Origin of the sequence: Klebsiella sp. 2680 (assembly GCF_900198535.1) — a bacterium.
In the GTDB taxonomy this organism is placed as follows: domain Bacteria; phylum Pseudomonadota; class Gammaproteobacteria; order Enterobacterales; family Enterobacteriaceae; genus Klebsiella; species Klebsiella indica.
This window is the reverse complement of record NZ_FZNJ01000004.1, coordinates 38,019-62,221: the sequence shown is the minus strand read 5'-3', so window position 1 is coordinate 62,221 and position 24,203 is coordinate 38,019. Positions and strand designations below refer to the sequence as shown.

Here is a 24,203-nt window from a genome sequence, read left to right as displayed (position 1 = left end):
TAAAAATTATTTTTAATTGTTAATGTGAATATTGAGGAATCAATGATTAAATGATGCCTCAATATAATGATTGATGTTATTTTCCAGTTATTTCATCTTCTAGGTTTTTGAGTATTTCGTCTAAGGCATCATGTGGTAAAGTACTTGCATCTGATATATATTTTATTTCAACCTGTTGAAATCTACTACACCAATTATCAATTGTCTTAGGTGTTTTTTCTTTCCAGTTGATGTCGTTGGTGAAGTATTTAATATCATTATCATCTAAATATGCTACCCAAATCCCTCCTTCTGGAGAGATCATTATTATTCCCTCCATATAAGTATACATTCCTCTAACTCCACCATGAAAAACTTTGGCCTCAAAAGTATCTAGATTTTCGTATTTACCAATACCCTCCATTCTCTTTTTGAAATCAAAATAATATGATCCCATGACATTGTATATTCTTTGTAAGTCAAGCTCGTTAAGAAAACCTAGTTCAAAAAGGTTATCGCTGGACCATTGGAATTCACCACTGAATATTACTCCCATACCTCTATGACTTGAGCAACTGGCAGTTTCTTCTATCGACAAAAATTTCTTTCCATCAACTATGTTGCGTCTGAAGCTGATTTCACCGTATTCATCATTGTAATTTGGTATTTTTGCATAAGCCATATCTCTTGAAACGAAAATAGCTTGTGATGTGATCTTTCCAGAATGAGAACCACTATAAACTGAAAGGTCAAATAAAAAACCTGCTGCGGAAGTTTCTCTTATGAATAAATGACCTCCATAGCTTCTTCCATGATTGTAATTAATCCATTCGCCCCACCATACAGGAGCACCTGAGCCACTTTGTAGCGAACCGATGCTTGAGTCTTTCAGTGCATATTTTAAAGCATTTTCAAGTCTGCCTTGTAATACACCTCTGACCTCAGACTTAGTGTCGTCTTGTGGACCATAACTATAAGTGACAACCCTGCGTCCACGTAAATCAAATGGTAGTTCTTCAGGTCCACCAAACAATGTGTTTTGTATAAGGATTATTCTATCCCACCCTAATTGAGAAATAGCGAATCCTAGCTCAATTAAAACATTTGGGTTTGAAGTTTTTTTGCTACTTTCAGAAGCGTTAATAATCGAAACATCTGCTATAAAAACATCTGAGGTCGATATTTTTTTAAAAATTGTATCGCTAATTGATGGCGAACCAGGGGTTCCCGCAGTATCTCGATCTAGCACAGGCTCAACGGTTTCATTTTCATCTCTTTTTAACGCTGATAAAGATCTTTTTAATGCCTCCTCAATAATATTTCTATTTGACTTTGACGGTAAGTCAGATTGCCAAGAGTAAAATATTGTTCTTTTCATCTTTGCTCCTTAAATATTGATTTTTTGATTACCAATTAACCATCCATTCTGTTTTTTTCATTTCATCGAGTTCTGTTTGGCATCTAAGAAGGAGAACATTTCGGGTGTCTATTTTAAATTTCTCAAATTTATTATTGCTAATTTCACTTATGTAAAAAAAAGCCTTGCCGTTGTTGCATTGCCTCAAAATAAACTTGTCTTGGTATCGCCCTACTACAACTTTTTCATCGTCAGTTTGCCAAATCCCACCAGGAAAAAAACTATGATAATTAAGTCCGAAAAAATAGGAGAAACTAAGGAAGGCTAAAACTGCAAACATGCAGGGTTTAGCATTCAATGTATAATATCCAGTTTCTTGCTTAATTGCGTTTGGAATTAAATATAACAAGCATATTAAAATAACGAAGCTAGTTCCAACATTTATTACGGCCATGCTATTTAAAGGCTGCTGATGGCTTAATGCGGCTATTTTTATAAGTTTTGTGATAAGTGCTATAGCAATAAATAAAATAAAAAGCTTGGTGGGTATGCGTATAAATAAAGATAACGTAATGATGATTATTATGACAAATGATAGTTTAAGTAAGGTATTTATAACTTCATTTGTATCTAAGTAAATATAATATGACGGATAGCCAAAAAACATAGCTTCGCCACTTTTGAAAGCATAGACTGAAATGAACATCATTATTGAAAGGATTGTGGCTGCTGAGATCTCATTCTTAATTTTCATGATTGACCTATAGATTAATAATCGACCACCCTAATGATGAGATTTTATGATTCATCACTTTGTTGCTGAGTTTTCGAATCAGCTCAATGTATCTGTATAACATGTGTTATAAGGCTACATCATTTATGATTGTAAGTTCATCAATTTCTAATGATGATTCCAATGTTGGCGGGCAGTGCTTTCCCGCCTTGTGGGGCGGTTTTCATGCAGGTGCATGGCGATTCAGATTGCCACAGGCCCGAATACGTCATGGAAATGGGAGCTTTAGAAGCGATACAATGAATGCCGAAAAGACAGATTTCTGTCGCCGCCGGACGGCTTTCACTTACCCCTCGACTGGCCTTCTCAGAAGCCCGTTACACTCTTGAACAAAATCGCACTAACCATCAATACCCTCGAGAGTCTGTACAGCGCAGTGACGCGCTCATGCCGCGGAAGTAAACAGAATTAAATAAATGCTTTACCGCTGGCGCGCAGTGCTTTCCCCGCCTCGCCTGCCCGCTTAACGGGGCGGTTTTAATGCAGGTGCATGAGACGGCTCAGACCGCGCCGGGACTGGTGCGTGAAGGGGTAAAAAAGGTGAATAAACACATGCAAAACCATGCACCCTGGGGATGCATGGCGTAATTCAGGAAAAATAGCGGGATTTTCGGTGATTTTCAGGCGGGGTGCTGCGCGGCCATGTCTGCACACCGGCGCGCATAAATCTGGTTCTGTGCAGGCGTATATTTTTCCTGATTATCTGCCCGTGAAGCCGCGTCAGGCCTGTGTCCGGCGGCGGTTAAAATGTCATTATCCTGCGCACAATAATGAATTTCCTGACCGGTATTCAGCCACGCGGCCAGCGCATCACGCAGATACGTGGTCGCACGGTCGAGGGCGCGACGTTTAATAAAGTCCGGCTGGCCGTTCAGCGCTTTTAATTCCGGGGCCAGCACGGCGGCCAGTGTGGCCCCGTGCTGTTGCATAAATCCCTCAAGGCCGTTTTGTATGCTGACGTGCTGTAAGGTTTCATGCGAGCGGATATAGCGACCGGCTGCCCGGTTAATCTGCCATTTATTCACCTCAATGCGCCCGCGCAGTGCCGCCACCCTGACCGGGCAGTTTTCACTGTCACCGGAAAGATGCGCGTTGAGCGCCTGCTCTGCCTTTTCCCGTTCCGTTTTCAGGTTAAGCCAGGCGGTTTTGTCGGCCTGACAGATGTCAAAGGCCTGCTGTGGTGTGAGTGTGGTCAACGGTGTTCTCTCCGTGGTCTTTAACAGTGTATGAGAGGGGTATTTACGGTGCCGGTGGACTGTCCGGCTCCGGGGACGGCACAAGCACCCCGGCACGTATCACCCCGTCAACCGATTCGGTGGTACGGAACGTGGCTGAGCATTCAATATTCCGGCACTGGTGATAGCGGCGTTTGACGTTTTCCGACAGGTAGCTGCTTGTGCGCGAATGGGCGGCGTGCTTGCAGAACGGGCAGTGAAACATGATTTATACCCCCGTCCCGTTAGCGGCTTTTTTTGCCGCCAGTGCCTGCGCGAGTTGCGTACGTCTGGCCGGGCTGTTATAGAGCTTCATATCCAACCCCGTCAGTGCCGGGCGGTACAGACCGGTGACGGACAATACCGGCTCCTGTGCCATATCAAACTCGTGAACAGCCTTCATTGTCCCCAGGCTGTTCGCAAGCTCACGGGCCGCAGTGGCACAGGCCGATTCGCTGCCGCTTAACTCCAGCGAACGGATGCGCAGCACAAAAGCGCGTATCAGTGCCGGGTCAATGGCCGTAAGGGCACAGGCCCATTCACCGTCGGCATACGTGGTGAATGCGGTGTTGTGGGCGGTTGTGTACTGACGTGCTGACCTGCATGCGCCGAGCATCGCACTGTCTTTATCGTCTTCCAGTTCGGCAATCAGGGCGGTGAACTCTTCCGCCAGTTCGCGGTTCGCAATGCGCTGTGAGTGTTCGGCTTTCATTTCCGGGGTGAGGTTACCGCGCAGACTGCGGAACCGGCTGCGCCAGCTCTGTTCCGCTTCTGCGCTTTCATCCAGCGCGGCCTGCCGTTCCTGTTCACTGCGACGAATGGCCGCTTCGGTGTCATACAGTTTTTTCATGCTGGCCGTGTGGGCGTCACGGGCCTGCGTGAACGCCTCCAGTGCAATGGCCACGCTCTGTTCGTTCTCTTTCCTCTGCTTCTCTGTTGTCGCTTTCATGGCGGCGGCAATAATGTCTGCGGGCTTCATCATTTCAGGCTCTCCGTGTGTGTTGGCTGAGGTCATTCTGCCGTGCACCACACAACGGGGCGATTCATTAGGGTTGTGGCAGGGATGGCACAAAAGGGACGTAACCCCGGCTTGCCAGAAAGAGGTCGCAGGAAAACCTTACTCACCGTTTATTTTTTTACTGATAACTGTTCACTACTGTTCACCGTAAATAAAAAGATAAGTAATACAGTAAGTTAAAGGGTGAACAGTTGAGGGGGTAACTGTTCACCGACTGTTCACCACTGTTCACCGTCCTGATTTTTCACTCAGCCTACTCATTAGACCTTTTTATCGATTAAAAAAGGAAAATATATAAATAAAAGTAATCAAAAACGGGCCATCAGTTTGCCAACATTTACCAAAAGATTGCCAACGTTTGCCACTGCTTAAAAATCACTCTGTTGTGTGGTGGGTCAGTACAAAATGACTTGTTGCCCCGTGTTAAAATATTCACAAAATAGGGAGCTACCCGAAGCCGGACAGACATGCCCGGCGCTGTATAAACCCAATGAGGTAGCCCGATGCACACTGCTTTTTCTTCTCCATCCTCCGCACCGCTTACCCCGGTGATGCCCGTCCCTGAAAGGACTCAGGAGCGCTTTTTACGCCTGCCCGAAGTGATGCATCTTTGTGGCCTGTCCCGTTCGACCATTTATGACCTCATCAGCCGCAGCGAATTTCCGCAACAGGTCTCTCTCGGTGGAAAAAATGTCGCCTGGGTACATTCCGAGGTCAGCGCCTGGATGGCGGACTGTATCGCCCGTCGTAACGGAGGGATGTGCGCATGATTATCCTGACCCTTGGCGGACAGAAACACACCCTTTCCCCCGAAGATGCCCATCTGCTGAGTCTTGCCCTGACCTCTGTCACGGAAGGGAAAAGCGCCAGCCGGGGCTACAGAGTGCGTTCACCGGCATTCAGTGTGGAGCGTGCCGCCCCACAGAGTGAGCAGAAGCATCACCGTTCCCGCCCCGCCGGGAAAGACACGCTCACTGACTGCTGAGGTGCCGTTGTGTTAATTATTCTTTTCCCTGGCTTGCCTGCCGGGGTTTTTTACGGGTATAGTTTCCGCGCTGTCGCAAAATCGGCAGCCGGGCGTAGGAACCCGTGTTACTTCAAGGCGACAACAGACGCGCCATGCGTCTTTTTTTATGTCGTGGCTCAGGCACACCCGTTTTCAGGGCTGTGGTGTATTCACTCACACCGTGGCTCTATAGTGATAATGGTGGTCCGGGCGGGGCAGCCTTCGGGCTGGCCGGTTCCCTTGAAGGCCGGTATTCCTACCCCCGTCCGGGTCACCACCCATGAGCGTAGGAACTCCGGTGGTGGCAATAACCGCTACTTCAAGGAGGTTGCCGCTATGGCTACGACCCTCACCCCGTCACACCCGCAGTTTGTCTTTGTATTTGCCGCCGTTCGTCGTGCAGACCGTAAACCCCGTATCTGTATGCTCCGCACCGTGGCCGGTGATGAACAGGCCGCCCGCCTTGCCCTTGTCCGTGATTACATCCTTTCGTTTGCCGGCCGCCTGCCGGTTGCGGAGGTGCGCGCATGAACGAACTGACCCTGACCATCACCCGTGCTGACCTCCTGCACCTTGAGCACCTGCGCAATGTCGGCCAGCTTGTCGGCGAACTCATGCAGGTACAGGACTGCATGTCTTCCCGTCGTGACCCGGAGCAACAGGTACAGCTTGCCTCCGTCATTCACCTGATGACCGCCCGGCTTGATGATGTGGTTGAACGCTGCAATGCACGCTGGCTCACTGAGGAGGTACGCGCATGAAACAGCCCTTACCGCCTGTATTACGTGCAGCACTGTACCGCCGCGCCGTCGCCTGTGCCTGGCTGACCCTGTGCGAACGTCAGCACCGCTATCCGTATCTCACCCTCGATGCACTGGAAAGCGCCATCGCCGCCGAGCTGGAGGGCTTCTATCTGCGCCAGCACGGCGAGGAAAAAGGCCGCCAGATTGCCTGCGCGTTGCTGGAAGACCTGATGGAAGCCGGGCCGCTTAAGGCCGCCCCGTCACTGTCCTTTCTGGGACTCGCCGTCATGGATGAGCTTTGCGCCCGCCATATCAAAACGCCTGTGCTGCACTGAGGGAAAAACAATGAACATGAACGTAACGGAAACCGTCAATCAGGCATGCGGCCACTGGCCGCGCATTCTCCCGGCGCTGGGGGTGAAGGTCATTAAAAACCGGCATCAGGCCTGCCCGGTCTGTGGCGGCTCTGACCGCTTTCGCTTCGATGACAAAGAGGGGCGCGGCACCTGGTTCTGTAACCAGTGCGGTGCAGGCGACGGCCTGAAACTGGTCGAAAAGGTGTTCGGTATTAAACCGGCTGAGGCTGCCCGCAGGGTGAACGCCGTCACCTGCAGCCTGCCGCCGGTTTCCCCGGCGGTGATTGCGGCCGCAGAAGATGAAATCGGTGCTGACCGTAAAGCGGCGGCTGCGCTGGCCGTCAGACTGATGGAGAAGACCCGCACGGTCACCGGCAATGCGTACCTGACCCGCAAGGGCTTTCCCGCGCATGAATGCCTGACCCTGACAGCCACGCACAAAACCGGCGGCGTGACGTTCAGTGCCGGTGATGTGGTGGTGCCACTGCATGACGGGACCGGCGCGCTGGTTAACCTCCAGCTTATCGATGCTGACGGCCTCAAACGCACCCTGAAAGGCGGGGCAGTCAAAGGGTGCTGCCATACCCTTGAAGGGAAAAAACAGGCCGGGAAACGCCTGTGGATAGCGGAGGGGTATGCGACGGCTCTCACCGTGCATCACCTGACCGGGGAAACCGTCATGGTGGCGCTGTCGTCCGTTAACCTCCTTTCTCTGGCGAGCCTGGCCCGTCAGAAGCACCCGGCCTGCCAGATTGTTCTCGCCGCCGACCGTGACCTCAACGGTAACGGCCAGAGCAAAGCCGCAGCGGCCGCAGACGCCTGTAACGGCACGGTTGCCCTGCCGCCGGTGTTCGGTGACTGGAATGATGCGTTTATGCAGAAAGGCGAAGAAGACACGCGTAACGCCATTTATGACGCCATCCGGCCACCGGCACAAAGCCCGTTTGACACCATGAGTGAAGCAGAATTTACCGCCATGAGCGCCAGTGAAAAGGCCATGCGGGTGCATGAACACTATGGCGAGGCGCTGGCGGTGGATGCGAACGGCCAGCACCTGTCCCGCTATGAAAACGGCATCTGGAAAATCATTCCGCCGTCTGATTTTGCCCGCGATGTGGCCGGGCTGTTCCGGCGTCTGCGCGCCCCGTTCTCGTCGGGAAAAATTGCCTCCGTCGTGGAGACGCTGAAACTGATTATTCCGCAGCAGGACACCCCGGCGCGGCGTCTGATTGGTTTTCGTAACGGCGTGCTCGACACGAAAAGCGGGACATTCAGCCCGCACCACAAAGCGTACTGGCTGCGCACCCTGTGCGATGTCGATTTCACCCCGCCGGTGGCGGGGGAAACGCTGGAGACCCACGCCCCGCATTTCTGGCGCTGGCTCGACCGGGCGGCCGGTAAAAATCCGCAAAAACGCGATGTGATTCTGGCGGCGCTGTTTATGGTGCTGGCGAACCGCTACGACTGGCAGCTCTTTCTCGAAGTGACCGGGCCGGGGGGCAGCGGGAAAAGTATTCTGGCCGAAATCGCCACAATGCTCGCCGGGGAGGATAACGCCACCTCCGCCACCATCGAAACGCTGGAATCGCCCCGCGAGCGCGCAGCCCTGATTGGTTTCTCACTGATTCGTCTGCCTGACCAGGAGAAATGGAGCGGTGACGGGGCGGGACTCAAGGCCATCACCGGCGGCGATGCGGTCTCCGTTGACCCGAAGTACCAGAACGCCTATTCCACCCACATTCCGGCGGTGATTCTGGCCGTGAACAACAACCCGATGCGTTTCACCGACCGCAGCGGCGGCGTCTCCCGTCGCCGGGTGATTATTCACTTCCCGGAACAGATTGCCCCGGAAGAACGCGACCCGCAGCTTAAGGACAAAATCGCCCGCGAGCTGGCCGTGATTGTGCGCCAGTTGATGCAGCAGTTCAGCGACCCGATGAGCGCCCGCACACTGTTGCAGTCTCAGCAGAACTCGGACGAGGCACTCAGTATCAAACGCGACGCTGACCCGGCCTTTGATTTTTGCGGTTATCTGGAAACGCTGCCACAGACCAACGGGATGTTCATGGGGAACGCCAGTATCATCCCGCGTAATTACCGTAAATATCTCTATCATGCGTATCTGGCCTATATGGAGGCCAACGGGTACAGGAACGTGCTCAGCCTGAAAATGTTCGGGCTGGGGCTGCCCATGATGCTGAAAGAATACGGGCTGAATTATGACAAGCGGCACACAAAACAGGGGATCCAGACAAACCTGTCGCTGAAAGATGAAAGCTATGACGACTGGTTACCTAAGTGCGACGAACCCGCAGCAACATAACCTACCTCAGACCGGCAACAGCCGGTCTTTTCCTTTCTGACTATCAGCAAGAGGTGAACAATCCACTGTTCACCCGTCACCGTATGTTCACCCTTTATCTCTATGAAATTATTGATAAAAAATCAAAGGTGAACAGTGTGAACAGTAAAACCAAAAAAAACTATTTATACCCCCTCGTCACCATCGTATTTCGCTGATGTTCGACCGGAACAGATCAGAGACGTGCTGAGGTGAATAGTTAACTGTTCACTCTTCACCGACTCGTCACCATCTATCTATCTGATATTAAACATGAAAATTAAGAGGTGAACAGTGTGAACAGTTAAATGCAAAAAAACTTTTTTTGCGTATGATGTCGCTATGCAATTTCATGGGAATATCTTAGCAGTGGAAAAGACCAGAGATTTCATTCTAGAAGGACTATCCCGCTTCCACTTGGCTGATTTGCCTGGTCGACCTTATGACTGCGCTTTTGACCTCTTGGCTGCAACACCATCGAGAAAGCGGTTGATCATGATGGGCTTTAATGGCTCGTTAGCTGATTCAGGCATGACAAACCGCCAGTCTATTCTTCAAGATTATGCTCATCCTTTGCTTTCCGGTATTCAACAAGGGATACAAGGGAAATGGGGTATCACTCATCTTGCTAAAAGACTACAGCAAATACCTTGTTCTCTCGGTTATAGCTGGGAAGATGTTGTTTATACCAACGCATTCATGATGTGTTCTCAGAATGCTGCAACCCTGAAAAAAGAAGCAGCTTGTCGCAACATGACAATGAATGAAATCGAAGCAAACTCAATGGCATTTTTTGAGCATGTAACAGCCCGTTTGAGCGAACCAGATCTCATCGTTGCATATAGCAACAGCCTCCAGTCAATCTCCGCTGCTAGTTTGTTGCTAAAGCACTTTGGCGATGCATCTACTCTCAAATTTTCTCACCCGAAAGGCTACCACACCACTTTCGCTTTTATGGCCAATCTTAATAGCAGAAATATCCCGGTTATTTGTGTGCGACACATGTCACGATTCAAACCTGAAGAAAGTTATATCAAGGCGGCTTTCGAATTAATGAGTTGTTAATTTTTGTTCCGATAAGGATCCGTATAGCGGAACCTTACCGGCTAAGAACAACTAAACCTAAAAGGTATATGCTTCAATCTGTTATCAATACGGTGGCGACAAAACGACTGGGGGCACAAAAAGGGGCATATTTTTGAGTGTTATAATTAAATCTTTTTAATATCAGTGTGTTGTGTTGGGTTTTGAGTCCGGCCTTCGCACCAAAAGTATATAAATAGACGTCAATCGACGTCTTTTTTTATGCCCAAAATCCGCGCTACACAAGGCTTTACCCGCTTTTCCCCTCAACTGAAGTCAACCTAACTCAACCCACATCAACAAGCCTGTGAGTATACTAATGAGTATATTTGTCGATTCGATATTGCTTGTATACTCACGACATACCAATGGAAGGAGGACCATTATGGCCTTAACGGATACTAAAGTTCGTTCTGCGAAACCTGAGGAGAAAGAGTATTCACTTGTTGACGGCGACGGTATGTCCTTACTTGTAAAACCTAACGGCTCAAAGTATTGGCGATTTCGTTTCCGTTTTGGCGGTAAACAACATTTGATGGCGTTCGGTGTCTATCCTGAAATCTCGTTAGCTAATGCCAGACAAAAGAGAGAAGAGGCTAGAAAGCTGGTTGCTGCTGGCATTGATCCTCGTGAGCATAAGCGTGCTTTAAAAGAAGAGCAGGCGAAAGAGATTATTACTTTCGAGAAGGTTGCCAGAGAATGGCTTGCGACTAACCAAAAATGGTCGGAAGATCATGCTAATCGCGTAAAAAAGAGCCTGGAGGACAATATCTTCCTGGCAATTGGTACTTGCAACATTGCTGAACTGGGTACTCGTGATTTACTGGCACCAATTAAAGCAGTGGAAGTGTCTGGACGTCTTGAGGTGGCTTCTCGTCTCCAACAGCGCACCACGGCCATCATGCGTTATGCAGTACAAAGCGGGCTGATTGATTACAACCCAGCGCAGGAGATGGCTGGAGCCGTCGCCTCTGGCAATCGACAACATCGTCCGGCGCTGGAATTAAAGCGTATCCCTGAGTTACTCGAGAAAATAGACGGTTATACCGGCAGGCCGCTAACCCGCTGGGCAACGGAACTTACTCTGCTTATCTTTATTCGCTCCAGTGAGCTGCGTTTTGCTCGCTGGTCAGAGATCGATTTTGAAACGTCAATGTGGACCATCCCGCCTGAGCGAGAGCCTATTCCCGGCGTGAAACATTCTCAGCGAGGATCAAAGATGCGTACACCTCATCTGGTTCCACTTTCCCGTCAAGCTCTGGCGATTCTCGAGGAGATAAAGACGTTCAGTGGGGATCATGAACTGATCTTTATTGGCGATCATAACCCTCGCAAACCGATGAGTGAAAACACGGTGAACAAATCTTTGCGAGTGATGGGATATGACACACAGGTTGAAGTCTGCGGTCACGGTTTCAGGACAATGGCGTGTAGTTCGTTGATTGAGTCAGGGTTGTGGTCGAGAGATGCAGTGGAACGGCAGATGAGCCATATGGAGCGTAACTCTGTGCGAGCGGCTTACATTCACAAAGCCGAGCATCTTGATGAGCGCAAATTGATGCTGCAATGGTGGGCTGATTTTCTGGATGCGAATAGGGATAAGGCGGTGAGTCCGTTTGATTTTGCCAAATTAAGCATGGAATGATTAGATGTATTTAAGGTATGTATCTGACATACCTTATTTTTTTCTTTAACATGGCTTCTGATGCGGTGTTCGTTTTTGTAATGAAATCTGTTGTTCAATGCCAAAAACTCATATTGTAAGCTTGGTTCAAGTGAAAGGTAGTTTTACACTGTTTCATCAGAAAAGCAGCATCTGAGATTTAGCCATTCATTCAGATAGAAGCGTTCTTACTGTTACATTAAAGGCAGGAGCCATGACTAGTCGCCCACAGATGATTATTAATGTTCTTCAGGCTAATCCTGATGAGCAATTTACAGCCCGTCAGCTTGCCCAAAAAATCATTGATCACTATGGCGCAGAGCTTGCTGTAAAGCGTCAAAATCCTCGATTCGCCAGTGATGAAGATTTCTTGAGTCAAATAGCTGCTGAAGTCGGTGGGAGCAGAACCGTTCAGGCAAAAGCGATGTGTCCTCAGGTTATAACGCGTGACAAACCTCGGCCCAGACTTTATTACTGGGGTAAGGAAATCGATAATGGCGTGCAACAAGAGTCATCTTTTGATATTGCTCCGACTCCGTCTGCTGAGACGGTAGCTTTTTCTGAGCATGCTCTTTACCCGCTTTTGATTGAGTACCTTTCTGAAGAAGAAGAACTGCTTTGCCGTCGTATCGATGAAAAGCGTTCAAGCAACAACAAAGGTCTTGGGGCAAACCATTGGCTTTATCCGGATATTGTTGCTTTGCAGCCTCTCGATAAAGGTTGGGATAGCGTTGTGCAAAACTGCGTACGGTATAGCGAAGGGCGTTTAACCCGTCTGTGGTCTTTTGAGGTAAAACGTCAGCTTAACCGTAGCAATGTTCGAGAATGTTTCTTCCAGGCAGTGAGCAATTCAAGCTGGGCCCATTTTGGTTATCTTATTGCGACCGAAATAAATGAAGATAAGCAGCGTGGTGTAGAAAAAGAGCTGCAGATGTTGTGTGCATTGCATGGTATTGGCGTGATCCTTCTTAATCCGCAAGATCCCGGTAATAGCCAAACGCTGATTCCTGCACGAGAGCGAACAAGTATTGATTGGCAATCCGTCAACCGCCTGGTGGTAGAAAACAAGGATTTTAAAGAGTTTATCGATCTGGTTTCCGATTATCACCAGACAGGAAAAATACACAAAGCGCTCTGGAATAGATAATCTACTCTAATGCTTCTTAATAAAATATTAGAGTAGATTAAAAATATAGATTAATGAACAGTGAGCTATTTAGAATTAGTGATATTTAAAAACTCTGTCTGCAAATCGATGGAGTAGTGAATATAATAAAAGTTAGGAAATTCAGTAAGCCACTTCAATGTAGATCTAAATTGTATTGGCTAAGATTTTACCTGACACAGCTATGGTACAGATCTAAACCTATTCTGACAGGCAGCTTCTGTGCCAGAAGCAGACATTTTGTGGACAGTTTTTTAGAGCGGTACTGATAATACTATTAATAATTAATTTTTATCTGTATATGTTGTACTGAAACCAGCCAATCAGATATTGCAATCACCAAAAAAACAGACTAATATCACTAAAATTCATAGTGTTTATACGTATATGTTCATTCCTCGCACCAAATAAATAAGGAAGTGAAATGTTATGAATGTTATTCCTGCCTTTACTCAGCGTGGTGAGTTACCCGAAGGAGTTCACCGTTGTAATGGATACGAATTTATTGAGAGATTCTGTCAGGATGAATTTCGCAAACCCTATACTAAAACAATCACAGACATTCTAGATTTTGCAAAAAGCCGTTATGCTAGATTCGTGTTTATAGGTGGATCATTTGTAACCAACCATAGAAACCCATCTGACATTGACGTTGTCATTGTCCTCCAAAAGAAAGAAGATATCCCGAGCAAAGGTGAAAGACTAATTTTAAGTGGAAAAAAAGCTGATATCATGTTTTGCTCTGAAGATGACCCTAAGCTCGTTAATGCATTTATCAACCTTTTTTCAAGAGGAAGGTTTGGTCAGAAATATGGAGTAATACAAATTTTGTTAGATGAAAGGAGTTCTGAATGGGAAATACATCACGAACCAGATGATGACACACTGGAAATAGTTAAAAGAGCATACTGCCACCGCGAAGTAATTGATTTAAACGAACCTGTAGGTGTTTTAGTTACAATCCATGGCTTGCTAAGCAATGCTTCGTGGAATAGTGAATTGGTCCCAATTTTTAGCAATGATGGTTGGACTGTCGCTCCTTACTATTACGGATATACAACGCCTGATATTCTATTAAGAAAAGGTGAGAGACGCAAAGCTGTTGATGACTTTCGTGAGTGGATACAATCTATTAAAGACCAATATTGCCAATCACCAGATACAAAAATTTCAGTTATTGCTCATTCATTCGGTACATATATCATTGGAGCCTATCTTGCGGGGTTTGAAGGTGATCCACCAGTTCAATTCGAGTCAATCATTCTGACTGGAAGTATTCTCTCGGAAGATTATGATTGGGGGAAAATGGAAAAAACCTATTCAGTAGGAAACGTTAGAAATGAGATCGCACCTAACGATCAATGGGTGAAATGGATGCCTGATAGCTCATGGATTAAACTTGACGAACTTTTCGGTAAAGCCGGAACAAATGGATTTAGCAGCACATCCTCGATCCTTGAACAAATAAAAACATCAATATTTGACCATAATAATGTAATAAAGCGAGATGTGATACTTAAAAAATGGCTGCCGTATTTAAAAACGAATAAGGGAGTGTTAGATGAAAGAGGATATAATTTGATGATGCAAAAAATAAAAGAGCAGCATAATATCTAACCTCTTATTTTTAATTAAACTCAAGTGAAAAAACAATATTTGCCTGAGTTTAAATTTTATATTTAACATGCTATTCAAAACTATATTAATGATATCCATCTCACATGAGAATAAATGCATTAAATTAATACATGAACGCTCCGTCAGGTTTGTTCAAGAACGTTTTAACAAAAAAAGTTTTTTCTTGGTATTTTCCATATCCATTATGTTTAGTCGAGTTGAGGTACAGCGCAATTTTCGCTCCTCGCTCAAAGCAGACTGTCAGATTTGATTATGTGCCACCAGCGAAAATATTCAGATCAAGTCTGAGTGAATACATCTAAATATATCAATTTAAAAATAGACCGCGTCTATTAGCGATGGTTTTATCGATCGTTATCTAATAACCCGGAATATGCACTTCAGTCAATAAGAATATATTTATCACTGACAGTTGTATCGAACACTGGCATAGGGGGACCACTTTGTCCCCCTATGCGCCCACGGCTAAATTTGTCCACCCACCCCTTTAAACTTCTCAATAAATTCACCAATTTTCTGGAAAACGGTCTGTTTTTTCGTTTTGTACTGCGGGTTTAACGGACTAAGCTTCGGTAGAGTCTCGTTTAACTCAGTACCATTTTCGGTGGCATATTCGCGTTTTAGCGATGTACGGATATAGCGCTTTGCAGCCTCTTCATTCAGGTTTTCTTCTTTTATCAATGCGTCAGCTTCACGCTGCTGCTCACGCTGAGCAAAAATGAAGAACGCATCAATGATGCTGGCTTTGTCCGGCATGTCATCAAGGTTAGTCTGCTGAATAAAGTCAACAATCAGACCTTCTTTTGCCCTGTTACCTAGACTTGAGCGAATTAACCGTCTAACCTCTTCAGTCAGTGCCTCTTTACCTTTCTTCTGCCTGTTGTGTTCAAAAATTAGACCAAGAATGTAGTCCAGGTTAATTTCCTGAGATTTCAGTAGGTCAATTTCAAACACGACATCATCCCAGTCAGTGGTTGAATTATCCTTGTCATTAGTCACTTTCTCGCGACGCTGCCAGTCACGGATATCATTGTAGGCTGAACGATAGTCCTGAATCTTACGTTCTGTGGGGAGACGAATGGTCTGTAATTCGGCAAACTTTTCATCGTCAAGATAATGCGCTGTCTTGAAGGTTTCCACGGCATCGGAATCGCTGATATCGACTTTTTGCAGATCTTTCAGCATGGCAAATTCGTCGTAGTTTTGCAGGATATTTTCAGCCCGCAGGTATTCACCAAACAGTTTAACGAAGGCTTTTTTCCCCTTCTCGCTATCAATGCTAGCCGGATCAGGGAACTGGTGTTCCAAGGTCGTCACAATATCCATAAAGCCGCGCTTGGCCTCACCTGTCACGATATCAGTAAAGCCCTCCATGTACTCTTTGTAGCTTTTCTCCAGCACCACATTTTTGGTGTTCTTATCACCAAACAGCGTAATAGCATCAATGGTTGCGCGTTCAAGATCCCTGAACGTCACTATATTGCCGAAGGTCTTGGTGGCATCAAAGATACGGTTGGTACGGGAGAATGCCTGCATCAAGCCGTGATAACGCAGGTTTTTATCGACGAACAGGGTGTTCAGCGTCGGAGCGTCAAAACCGGTTAAAAACATTCCCACCACAATGAGCAGGTCGATGTCCTGATTTTTAACTCGCAGGGCCAAATCACGGTAATAGTTTTGAAAGCCGTTGCTGTCAGTGCTGAAATTCGTCTTAAAGTGAGCGTTATAATCATCAATGGCTGCATCCAGAAACTCTTTGGCGCTGCTATTCATTGCACTGGTATCAAAGCTTTCATCAGTAATGTCACCGATAGCACTTTGTTCTTCATTAGCCGCAAAAGAGAAGATAGTTGCCACCCGCAACGGTTTATAGCTGGCTGATTTATTAGCCACCTCTTTCTGTAGCTCTTTAAACGTCGCGTAATACGCTTTTGCCGCATCCACGCTACTTACTGCCAGCATGGCATTAAAACCTCTGGCACCAGGGAAAGTGCGATGTGTTTTCTGGCGGAAGTTGTTCAGTATGTACTGTGTGATTTCCTGGATGCGCAGCGGGTGAAGAAAAGCCTGCTGATTTTCCGCGGCACTGAGTTTTTTCTCGTCGGTTTCGGTTTCCAGCGCCTTAAACTGGGGGCGGACATCGTTATAGTCCACCTTAAACTTCAGCACCTTTTCATCACGAATGGCATCGGTAATTACGTAAGAATGCAACTCACGGCCAAACACGCTGGCGGTAGTTTCCGACCCTAATGCGTTTTGCGGGAAAATGGGCGTGCCGGTAAAACCGAACTGGTAAAAACGTTTGAATTTCTTTTTTAAGTTCTTCTGCGCTTCACCAAACTGACTGCGGTGACATTCATCAAAAATGAAGACGACTTGCTGCTGGTAGACGGGCAGGTCCGCTTCCGCCTTCATTAGGTTATTCAGTTTCTGGATAGTGGTGACGATAATTTTGTTATCGTCTTTATCCAGATTCCTTTTAAGGCCTGCAGTATTGTCAGAACCATTGACACTGTCCGGCGAGAAACGCTGGTACTCCTTAATGGTCTGGTAATCGAGGTCTTTCCTGTCGACCACAAAGAAAACTTTATCAATAAAGCCCAGTTCCGTTGCCAGACGTGCGGCCTTAAAACTGGTCAGGGTTTTACCTGATCCGGTGGTGTGCCAGATAAACCCTCCGCTTTCTGGCTTTGACCAGTTCTTCGCGGTAAAGGAACTGTTAATTTTCCATAAGATTCGCTCGGTGGCAGCAATCTGATAGGGGCGCATCACCAGCAGTGTCTGGCTACTGTCAAACACGCTGTAGTTAAACAGCACATTGAGCAGGGTATGCTTCTGGAAAAACGTGGCGGTAAAGTCTTTCATGTCTTTAATCAACGTGTTATCGGACTTCGCCCAGTTCATGGAGAAATCAAAACTGTTTTTATCCCGCTTGGTGGTGTTGGCAAAGTAACGGGTATCGGTACCGTTGGAAATGACAAACAGTTGCAGGTATTTAAACAGAGAATTATCGCTGTTAAAGCTTTCCTTGCTGTAACGGTGAATCTGGTTAAAAGCTTCACGAATCGCTACACCGCGTTTTTTCAACTCGATTTGTACCAGCGGCAGGCCATTGACCAGAATGGTGACATCGTAGCGATTGGCGTGAGTGCCGGTTTGCTCGAACTGCTTGATCACCTGCACTTTATTGCGAAGGATGTTTTTTCTATCCAGCAGATAGATATTCTGAATACGGCCATCGTCGAAGACGAAATCATGAACATAATCATCATGAATTTTGCGGGCCTTTTCGACAACACCATCGCTGGGCTTGTCCATCCAGGTTTCCACAAAACGACGCCATTCAGCCTCCAGGAACTCCACATTGTTAAGGGTTTGCAACTGTTCCCTGACATTAGCGAGCATAGCCTTGGTATTGTTCAGCGTTGGCAGGTATTCATAGCCCTGGTTAACTAAATCCTGAATCAGCTCACGCTCCAGATCACCTTCGCTCTGGTAGCTCTCGGTAATCTTCCAGTCCGGGTTGTATTTGTCCAAAATGATAAAATTATTGGACTCAGCAATTGGCTTGGTGCAATCAACCATTTTTTTGTTCCTGCTGCCAGAAGCCACAGTTGTTCTTCAAGTGATCGAGCAACAGTTTGACAGTCGCTTTCTCCGCTGGCGTTGGCTCCGCAACGGCTTCATTCGATAGCGTGCTGTGGCTGGTGAAATTGATGATTCTGCTCAGATAAAGCTGCTTGTCGTCAGGCAAGAGTTCAGACCATTTAGGGTAGCCCAGAAAGCTGGCCGTTTTCTCATAAAGATTGCGCAGTAACGTGAAGTGATATCTTTCAACGTTGTTGTCAGCAATTGCCTGTTCGATTGTTTGCTTTAGGTGGAGATGGTAGGAAAAACTCTTGTTAGAGTCGCCATATTTTTCCGTGAGGGCAAATGTACCATCCTCAAAACTCTCCAACATGTAACAAGCTTTCCCGTTCAACTCATTGAAAAGCACGTTATAAAATATTGCACTATGTGTCGTGATAATGAACTTCAAATCGGATTCGCTGGATTTGATCAGCCCCGCAAGATTAACCGCCAGTTCAATCAAATGGTTATCATCTAGAGAGCTGACGGGATCATCAATGAATACATACTCCAGTTGATCAAATGCGGGGGTTTCGCGCGCATCTGGGTCGGCGACATTGAGAATTGTGACCACTTGATCCAGTAGGGTGTAAAACACACTCCAGATGAAGTTGCTTTCTTCACCTTTGGATAACTTGATATGGGCGGAACGCTCATCATTGCCGCGTTCCATAGAAAAAGCGACTTCGGTAAAATCTGGATTGAAGTGTGGCGTTAGCTTGTCGTTCGCATAGCGCTGGAAATAACGGACGATATTGCCATCCTGTCCCAAATCTTTTAGCAAGGTCAGCAACCAGTTTGTATAGGAATTCGGCTGCACCTTCAGCTTCGGTTCTGCGTCTTCTTGCAGATCGTTATCCCAATAGAACAAGTCCTCGGTGAAGGCATTGTAATAGAGGATCTTTTTATGCGACAACTCGGACTCTTCACCTTCTCCGTCAATGACTTTGGGCGCAATCAATTGCTTGAAATCACGGGAAAGACGTGTCTTCCCCGTGCTATTGAAAGCGTAGATTAACTGCACCTTTGGCACGGCCCTGGTCGCTTCAACTTCTTTATGAACTGTCTTCTTGACTTTCTGAGGCGTACTAAGCTGTTGAGCTATTTCCGGGAGTGTTTTGCCCATGTCACGCCTCTGCCACTTCCTGTTTCGGGAAGCTAAATAACATGTCCCGATAATATGCGTACTGCTTCTGGCGTAGCTCGATTTCGCGAGGAAGGCCTTCAGTGATGGAGTTTGTTAATGCATCAAACTTATCGAGGATTGAAACGATCCTCTCTTTTTCTTCTGGCGACGGATTTGGGATACGGATGCTCTCTAAGTTTTTCTTATTCAGCTTAGGTTGTGCAGCACCTGAAATATAGGTTGTTAAGTCAATACTATTCAGATAGTACTCAACGTATCTTCTTTCTGCATAGGTATCGAATTTAAGCACATGAGCATGATTGTTCACCCAAGTCTTACCGCTGATACTGAACGCTATCGGAGTATTGCGAGCCAACAGGTTTGCGCCATCTTCAGATACTAATAGAAAGTCGCCATCGAAAATATAATCTTTTACATAATCGACAATCCCTGATGCTCCGTAATAAGGTATTTTCCCTGCTTCCCTCAAACCACTAGTGATTGGCTTTCTTTTGGAGTCAAGATTCTCTGCCAACTCTCCTAGCGTCTTCCACTCAACCTCATCATCGTCAAAACTCAGCAACTGGTCGCGATAGTAGTTGTACTGCTTTTTACGCATGCTAAGCTCAGCGGTAAGCTCAGCGGTAAGCTCAGCGGTAAGTGCAGTAAATGTATCCAGAATCCGGATGATTTCAGACTGGATGGCAAGGGATTTTTCTGAAGTGTCCGGGCAGGGGATAGGGATTTTCAGCTTATTTAAAACTGATTGTGTCTGGCTTGGCACGCCACCTGCTTGGTTCATTTCGCCAAGACCTACCGTCGTCAAGAAGTAGTAAAGATACTTTGGGCGAATTTGTGCTTCATCAATTTCCGTATAAAAAATGGTGTCAACGGTCCAGAACGGAACATCAACGAAAAATAGATTACCAAGCGAGCCCTTTCTCGGAATTAAAACAGAAGGTTTGTTGTAGGCGTAGGTGTCTGCGTATCGCATAATTCCACCTGAACCGTAAACCGGAAATTCGCCTTCGCCAAGCGCCTTGTGATCCTTGCCGTTTTTGATGCGAGCCACATCACCTAAACGCTTCCACTCAACATCAACCCCATCTAGCAGTTTTTCAAGATAACTCAGTTCGCTCATTTCTGCTCCTCGCCACCTTCAATCTCAGCCACAATCGCATCAATGTCTTTGCGTAACTGGTCGATTTTGCTGACGGTAGTTTTCAACTCAGCATTCAGTTCCGTAATATCGACGATTTCACGGGTGTCTTTCGCTTTCACGTAGCTGCTGACAGAAAGGTTGTATTCATTCCCGGCCACTCTTTCAAAGGGCACTGATTTTGCCAGATGGTCAACATCTGATTTGCTGCTGAACACCTGCATGATCTGAGCGATATGGGCATCGGTGAGAATGTTGTTATTGGTTTCTTTCTTAAATAGCCCACTGGCATCAATAAATTGCACTCTGGTATCGGTTTTGTGCTTTGAAAGCACAAGAATATTGACGGCAATGGTGGTGCCGAAGAACAAGTTCGGTGCGAGAGAAATCACCGTCTCAACATAGTTGTTATCAACCAGATACTGACGGATTTTCTGCTCTGCGCCGCCACGGTAGAAGATCCCCGGGAAGCAGACAATCGCCGCTCGGCCTTTGGCGGAAAGATAGTTCAGCGCATGAAGCACAAACGCAAAGTCAGCTTTTGATTTTGGAGCCAGCACACCTGCCGGAGCAAAACGCTCATCGTTTATCAACGTCGGGTCGTCACTGCCAATCCATTTCACCGAATACGGCGGGTTAGAAACAATTGCATCAAACGGCTTTTCATCGCCAAAGTGTGGTTCAGTCAGGGTATTACCCAACCTGATATCAAATTTGTCGTAGTTGATGTTGTGCAGAAACATGTTCATACGCGCCAGGTTGAACGTCGTATGGTTTATTTCCTGACCAAAGAAACCTTCTTCGATGATGTGGTTATCAAAATGTTTCTTCGCCTGCAGCAGCAGTGAGCCCGAGCCTGCTGCCGGGTCGTAGATTTTGTTAACGTGGGTCTGACCGTGCATTGCTAGTTGTGCAATCAGTTTTGAAACGTGCTGTGGTGTGAAGAACTCTCCGCCTGATTTACCTGCATTTGCCGCATAGTTAGAAATCAGGAACTCGTACGCATCACCGAACAGGTCAATCTGGTGGTCATTAAAGTTACCCAGTTTTAAACCTTCTACACCTTTCAGCACGGCGGCCAGACGGCTATTTTTGTCTTTTACCGTGTTACCCAGACGATTACTGGTGGTGTCAAAATCAGCAAACAGGCCTTTGATATCGGCTTCAGATGGATAGCCATAAGCTGAACTTTCAATGGCGACAAAAATGCTGTTTAAATCAGCATTCAGCCTGTCGTTGGTATTCGCTTTAGCTGCAACGTTGCAGAATAGCTGGCTCGGGTAAATGAAATAGCCTTTGGTTTTGATGGCATCATCTTTGATCTCATCGGTAATGATACTGTCATCCAGCGCAGCATAGTTGATGCTGTCATCACCGGCTTCGATGTAACTGGAGAAGTTTTCACTAATAAAGCGGTAGAAAAGTGCACCAAGGACATACTGCTTAAAGTCCCATCCATCTACCGAGCCTCTGACATCGTTGGCGATAGCCCAGATTTGGCGATGTAGTTCTGCACGCTGTTGAAAGCTGGCCATTTTTTATCCTGTTTTCGATTCTTAGCAACTGCTGTTGACGGGATTTTACCGCAATTTGTTCACAAGGACTGTATCTATATCAGATCCAGTTATGACTCTTCCGATAAGTGGTTTCACGACGACAGAAAGGCTATGCCAGTTACCTGTATCTGTGTGCATTAGTAAAATTTGATTATTTGCTGTGCTGCAGTAATCGTTTTCTGGTCTGCCGCATTGGCCTACTGTGACGCTTGCTCAGGCAAGGGCCAAGCGCGACGAAGCTAAAAAGCTGTTAGTACAGGGCATTGACCCAAAAGCCGAACAGAAAGAAGCTCAGGCCGAAAACGCGGGAGCATATACTTTTGAAACCATTGCTCGCGAATGGCATGCCAGTAACAAGCGATGGAGTGAAGACCATCGATCGCGCGTTCTTCGCTATCTTGAGCTTTATATCTTCCCTCATATCGGTTCGTCCGACATTCGCTAGCTCAAAACCAGCCACCTGTTAGCCCCGATTAAAAAAGTTGATGCCAGTGGCAAACATGACGTCGCGCAGCGTCTTCAGCAGCGTATCACGGCCATTATGCGTTATGCCGTACAGAACGATTACATCGACTCTAACCCGGCCAGTGATATGGCTGGTGCTTTATCAACAACCAAAGCACGACACTATCCAGCTTTACCCTCTAGCCGGTTCCCTGAGTTTCTTGCTCGTCTTGGAGCATATCGTGGTCGTGTAATGACCCGGATCGCGGTCGAGCTTTCTCTGCTAACTTTTGTGCGTTCCAGCGAGTTACACTTTGCTCGTTGGGAAGAGTTTGATTTCGATAAATCTCTTTGGCGTGTACCTGCAAAGCGAGAAGAAATTAAAGGCGTGCGTTACTCATACCGTGGGATGAAGATGAAAGAGGAGCATATTGTTCCGCTTAGTCGGCAGGCGATGATTTTGTTAGACCAGTTAAAGCAGATTAGCGGTGATAAAGAGCTGCTTTTTCCGGGTGATCATGACGCAACTAAGGTTATGAGTGAAAACACGGTAAACAGCGCATTGCGTGCGATGGGGTATGGGGTGATGTAACCCGCTGACAACGGGGATTGAGGCGAGATCACTAAGCCGAGATGATCCTCAAGGTTGAGTGCTGAAAGGCTGAAGAACATGAACCCGTTAATCCGCCTCTAGCGATACTCCATTCAATGATGAAAGTATTATTCAGGAACATATCAACGCCGGTATCACACTAGCCGATGCCGTTAACTTTCTGGTGGAAAAGTACGAACTCGTGCGTATCGATCGCAGGGGATTTAGCTGGCAGGAACAATCGCCTTATCTTCGGGCTGTAGATATTTTGCGGGCGCGACAGGCAACTGGTCTGTTACGACAAAGCCATAATCTTTTGACACGCTGAATCTTGCGAGCCTCCTTCCCAAATTACATTCCCGATCTGTCTTCCTTATTTACTCATTGCATAATGCGCCTGCCACTCCCGGCGGGCGTGTTTGCTTTTTACGGACAAAATATCATGCAAACAGAAGCTGAAGTTTTAACCGATCATAATGAGCTAATTTGCTCGACCAGCATTGAGCGTATCGTCACAGGACGTGATGCTGCGCTGAGCTTGATAGAAATCCTGATCCATAAGCTTGATGATATCTCGCGGCTAACCTCCAGCATCGGTGGTGATATAGCGGAGCATTGGGCGATGCGACAGGGCCATTCCTTTGACTGTTGGCTGATGCAATCAGTAGATAAAGCGATGCCGGTGATTACCCGCAATATCGACCGCAGTATCTGGCGCGATCTCATGCTGAAGTCCGGGATGTTGACCCTGATGGATGCCGAAGCCCGCAGTCAGTGGGCGAAGAACCTGGAGGAGGGCGATCTTCCGGCGATTAGCGAAGCCAACATCCTGAGTACCTTTGAACAACTCCACCACAACAAGCAAGAGGTCTTTGAGCGTGGCATCATCAATGTATTTAAAGGGTTAAGCTGGGACTACAAAACCAATAATCCCTGTTATTTCGGTAAGAAGATTATCGTCAACAATCTGGTGAAGCATGACAGATGGGGCTTCAGTCTGAATTGGGGCTGGCGGCGCGACCAGTTAGCCGATCTGGAGCGCATGTTGTTCCTGCTGGATGGTAAAACCATTCCCGATAACCGGCACGATGTGACTATCCGACTGATGGATTTCATTCGCGATGATCCGTATCAGCAGGTCTTTGAGGATGAGCTATTCACTATTCGTTATTTTCAGAAGGGGAGCGGACATATCATATTTAAGCGTCTGGATCTGGTGGAGAAGATGAACGATATCGTGGCGAAACACTATCCGGGGATGTTGCCTGTGAAATGAAATGTCGTATGTTTGCTATCAAAAATGTCGTATGTTTGCTAATCTATATGCAGTGACTCAGGAG

20 protein-coding genes and 2 pseudogenes are annotated in these 24,203 nt (G+C 46.8%); 13 read left to right on the top strand and 9 right to left on the bottom strand.

Annotated features, from left to right (window positions below):
* Positions 1–76: 76 nt before the first annotated feature.
* The 5 genes from FN037_RS17480 to FN037_RS17455 all read right to left on the bottom strand — a co-directional run bounded on the left by FN037_RS17480 (position 77) and on the right by FN037_RS17455 (position 4,322).
* Positions 77–1,357: a hypothetical protein gene (locus FN037_RS17480; protein WP_142502821.1), complete on the bottom strand. Its 1,281-nt coding sequence runs from the start codon at positions 1,355–1,357 to the stop codon at positions 77–79.
* Between the two features lie 28 nt (positions 1,358–1,385).
* Positions 1,386–2,090, bottom strand: coding sequence for a hypothetical protein (locus FN037_RS17475; protein ID WP_142502820.1), 705 nt, complete (start codon positions 2,088–2,090; stop codon positions 1,386–1,388).
* Between the two features lie 659 nt (positions 2,091–2,749).
* Entirely contained in the window at positions 2,750–3,325 is a 576-nt protein-coding gene (locus FN037_RS17465) for a phage polarity suppression protein (protein WP_142502818.1), read from the bottom strand.
* A 43-nt stretch (positions 3,326–3,368) separates the two neighbouring features.
* On the bottom strand, positions 3,369–3,569 hold the full coding sequence (locus tag FN037_RS17460) for an ogr/Delta-like zinc finger family protein (RefSeq protein WP_096980945.1): 201 nt from the start codon (positions 3,567–3,569) through the stop codon (positions 3,369–3,371).
* Between the two features lie 3 nt (positions 3,570–3,572).
* Positions 3,573–4,322: a capsid protein gene (locus FN037_RS17455; protein ID WP_185929287.1), complete on the bottom strand. Its 750-nt coding sequence runs from the start codon at positions 4,320–4,322 to the stop codon at positions 3,573–3,575.
* Positions 4,323–4,864: 542 nt separating this feature from the next.
* On the opposite strand from FN037_RS17455, the gene FN037_RS17445 reads away from it, so the two are divergent.
* The 10 genes from FN037_RS17445 (at position 4,865) to FN037_RS17400 (ending at position 14,335) form a co-directional block, all read left to right on the top strand.
* Positions 4,865–5,131: a helix-turn-helix transcriptional regulator gene (locus tag FN037_RS17445; protein WP_142502816.1), complete on the top strand. Its 267-nt coding sequence runs from the start codon at positions 4,865–4,867 to the stop codon at positions 5,129–5,131.
* Positions 5,128–5,346 (top strand): hypothetical protein, encoded by a 219-nt coding sequence (locus tag FN037_RS17440; protein ID WP_142502815.1) that lies wholly within the window; start codon positions 5,128–5,130, stop codon positions 5,344–5,346. The genes FN037_RS17445 and FN037_RS17440 overlap by 4 nt, the downstream gene beginning before the upstream one ends.
* 9 nt (positions 5,347–5,355) lie before the next feature.
* Positions 5,356–5,898: a host cell division inhibitor Icd-like protein gene (locus tag FN037_RS17435; RefSeq protein WP_142502814.1), complete on the top strand. Its 543-nt coding sequence runs from the start codon at positions 5,356–5,358 to the stop codon at positions 5,896–5,898.
* Positions 5,895–6,128: a hypothetical protein gene (locus FN037_RS17430; RefSeq protein WP_142502813.1), complete on the top strand. Its 234-nt coding sequence runs from the start codon at positions 5,895–5,897 to the stop codon at positions 6,126–6,128. Before FN037_RS17435 ends, FN037_RS17430 begins: the two co-directional genes overlap by 4 nt.
* Complete coding sequence (locus FN037_RS17425; protein ID WP_110296021.1) at positions 6,125–6,445, top strand: DUF5375 domain-containing protein; 321 nt, start codon at positions 6,125–6,127, stop codon at positions 6,443–6,445. The genes FN037_RS17430 and FN037_RS17425 overlap by 4 nt, the downstream gene beginning before the upstream one ends.
* Positions 6,446–6,455: 10 nt before the next feature.
* Complete coding sequence (locus FN037_RS17420; protein WP_142502812.1) at positions 6,456–8,789, top strand: primase-helicase zinc-binding domain-containing protein; 2,334 nt, start codon at positions 6,456–6,458, stop codon at positions 8,787–8,789.
* Between the two features lie 360 nt (positions 8,790–9,149).
* Positions 9,150–9,872: a hypothetical protein gene (locus FN037_RS17415; protein WP_260607918.1), complete on the top strand. Its 723-nt coding sequence runs from the start codon at positions 9,150–9,152 to the stop codon at positions 9,870–9,872.
* Positions 9,873–10,275: 403 nt separating this feature from the next.
* Complete coding sequence (locus FN037_RS17410; RefSeq protein WP_142502811.1) at positions 10,276–11,535, top strand: tyrosine-type recombinase/integrase; 1,260 nt, start codon at positions 10,276–10,278, stop codon at positions 11,533–11,535.
* 232 nt (positions 11,536–11,767) lie between these two features.
* Positions 11,768–12,700 (top strand): COG2958 family protein, encoded by a 933-nt coding sequence (locus tag FN037_RS17405; RefSeq protein ID WP_142502810.1) that lies wholly within the window; start codon positions 11,768–11,770, stop codon positions 12,698–12,700.
* 447 nt (positions 12,701–13,147) lie between these two features.
* A complete protein-coding gene (locus FN037_RS17400; RefSeq protein ID WP_142502809.1) occupies positions 13,148–14,335 on the top strand; it encodes a triacylglycerol lipase in 1,188 nt (395 codons plus the stop codon).
* Between the two features lie 486 nt (positions 14,336–14,821).
* Here the strand turns inward: FN037_RS17400 and FN037_RS17395 are convergent, their stop codons facing one another.
* Genes FN037_RS17395 through FN037_RS17380 form a run of 4 tightly spaced genes read right to left on the bottom strand, consistent with a single transcriptional unit; the run spans position 14,822 to position 21,806 of the window.
* A complete protein-coding gene (locus FN037_RS17395; RefSeq protein WP_142502808.1) occupies positions 14,822–17,941 on the bottom strand; it encodes an HsdR family type I site-specific deoxyribonuclease in 3,120 nt (1,039 codons plus the stop codon).
* Complete coding sequence (locus FN037_RS17390; RefSeq protein ID WP_004186760.1) at positions 17,934–19,112, bottom strand: AAA family ATPase; 1,179 nt, start codon at positions 19,110–19,112, stop codon at positions 17,934–17,936. Before FN037_RS17390 ends, FN037_RS17395 begins: the two co-directional genes overlap by 8 nt.
* Position 19,113: 1 nt before the next feature.
* Positions 19,114–20,253: a restriction endonuclease subunit S gene (locus FN037_RS17385; RefSeq protein ID WP_142502807.1), complete on the bottom strand. Its 1,140-nt coding sequence runs from the start codon at positions 20,251–20,253 to the stop codon at positions 19,114–19,116.
* Positions 20,250–21,806 carry a type I restriction-modification system subunit M gene (locus FN037_RS17380; RefSeq protein ID WP_142502806.1) on the bottom strand — a complete coding sequence of 519 codons (1,557 nt, stop codon included), beginning with the start codon at positions 21,804–21,806 and terminating at the stop codon, positions 20,250–20,252. Before FN037_RS17380 ends, FN037_RS17385 begins: the two co-directional genes overlap by 4 nt.
* Before the next feature lie 214 nt (positions 21,807–22,020).
* Between FN037_RS17380 and FN037_RS17375 the strand changes: the two are divergent.
* The 3 genes and pseudogenes from FN037_RS17375 to FN037_RS17365 form a co-directional block, all read left to right on the top strand.
* Positions 22,021–22,851 (top strand): annotated as a pseudogene (locus tag FN037_RS17375) (tyrosine-type recombinase/integrase); the annotation flags it as partial.
* Positions 22,852–22,963: 112 nt separating this feature from the next.
* A pseudogene (locus FN037_RS17370) lies at positions 22,964–23,191 on the top strand (TA system toxin CbtA family protein); the annotation flags it as partial.
* 114 nt (positions 23,192–23,305) lie between these two features.
* Positions 23,306–24,139: a DUF4942 domain-containing protein gene (locus FN037_RS17365; RefSeq protein ID WP_142502805.1), complete on the top strand. Its 834-nt coding sequence runs from the start codon at positions 23,306–23,308 to the stop codon at positions 24,137–24,139.
* Positions 24,140–24,203: the final 64 nt, after the last annotated feature.

Excerpts from the sequence above, each read along its gene's own strand:
- FN037_RS17480 (WP_142502821.1), bottom strand. The coding sequence starts at position 1,357 with ATGAAAAGAACAATATTTTACTCTTGGCAATCTGACTTACCGTCAAAG.
- FN037_RS17475 (WP_142502820.1), bottom strand. The coding sequence starts at position 2,090 with ATGAAAATTAAGAATGAGATCTCAGCAGCCACAATCCTTTCAATAATG.
- FN037_RS17460 (WP_096980945.1), bottom strand. The coding sequence starts at position 3,569 with ATGTTTCACTGCCCGTTCTGCAAGCACGCCGCCCATTCGCGCACAAGC.
- FN037_RS17455 (WP_185929287.1), bottom strand. The coding sequence starts at position 4,322 with ATGAAGCCCGCAGACATTATTGCCGCCGCCATGAAAGCGACAACAGAG.
- FN037_RS17445 (WP_142502816.1), top strand. The coding sequence starts at position 4,865 with ATGCACACTGCTTTTTCTTCTCCATCCTCCGCACCGCTTACCCCGGTG.
- FN037_RS17440 (WP_142502815.1), top strand. The coding sequence starts at position 5,128 with ATGATTATCCTGACCCTTGGCGGACAGAAACACACCCTTTCCCCCGAA.
- FN037_RS17430 (WP_142502813.1), top strand. The coding sequence starts at position 5,895 with ATGAACGAACTGACCCTGACCATCACCCGTGCTGACCTCCTGCACCTT.
- FN037_RS17425 (WP_110296021.1), top strand. The coding sequence starts at position 6,125 with ATGAAACAGCCCTTACCGCCTGTATTACGTGCAGCACTGTACCGCCGC.
- FN037_RS17420 (WP_142502812.1), top strand. The coding sequence starts at position 6,456 with ATGAACATGAACGTAACGGAAACCGTCAATCAGGCATGCGGCCACTGG.
- FN037_RS17415 (WP_260607918.1), top strand. The coding sequence starts at position 9,150 with ATGCAATTTCATGGGAATATCTTAGCAGTGGAAAAGACCAGAGATTTC.
- FN037_RS17410 (WP_142502811.1), top strand. The coding sequence starts at position 10,276 with ATGGCCTTAACGGATACTAAAGTTCGTTCTGCGAAACCTGAGGAGAAA.
- FN037_RS17405 (WP_142502810.1), top strand. The coding sequence starts at position 11,768 with ATGACTAGTCGCCCACAGATGATTATTAATGTTCTTCAGGCTAATCCT.
- FN037_RS17400 (WP_142502809.1), top strand. The coding sequence starts at position 13,148 with ATGAATGTTATTCCTGCCTTTACTCAGCGTGGTGAGTTACCCGAAGGA.
- FN037_RS17395 (WP_142502808.1), bottom strand. The coding sequence starts at position 17,941 with ATGGTTGATTGCACCAAGCCAATTGCTGAGTCCAATAATTTTATCATT.
- FN037_RS17390 (WP_004186760.1), bottom strand. The coding sequence starts at position 19,112 with ATGGGCAAAACACTCCCGGAAATAGCTCAACAGCTTAGTACGCCTCAG.
- FN037_RS17385 (WP_142502807.1), bottom strand. The coding sequence starts at position 20,253 with ATGAGCGAACTGAGTTATCTTGAAAAACTGCTAGATGGGGTTGATGTT.
- FN037_RS17380 (WP_142502806.1), bottom strand. The coding sequence starts at position 21,806 with ATGGCCAGCTTTCAACAGCGTGCAGAACTACATCGCCAAATCTGGGCT.
- FN037_RS17365 (WP_142502805.1), top strand. The coding sequence starts at position 23,306 with ATGCAAACAGAAGCTGAAGTTTTAACCGATCATAATGAGCTAATTTGC.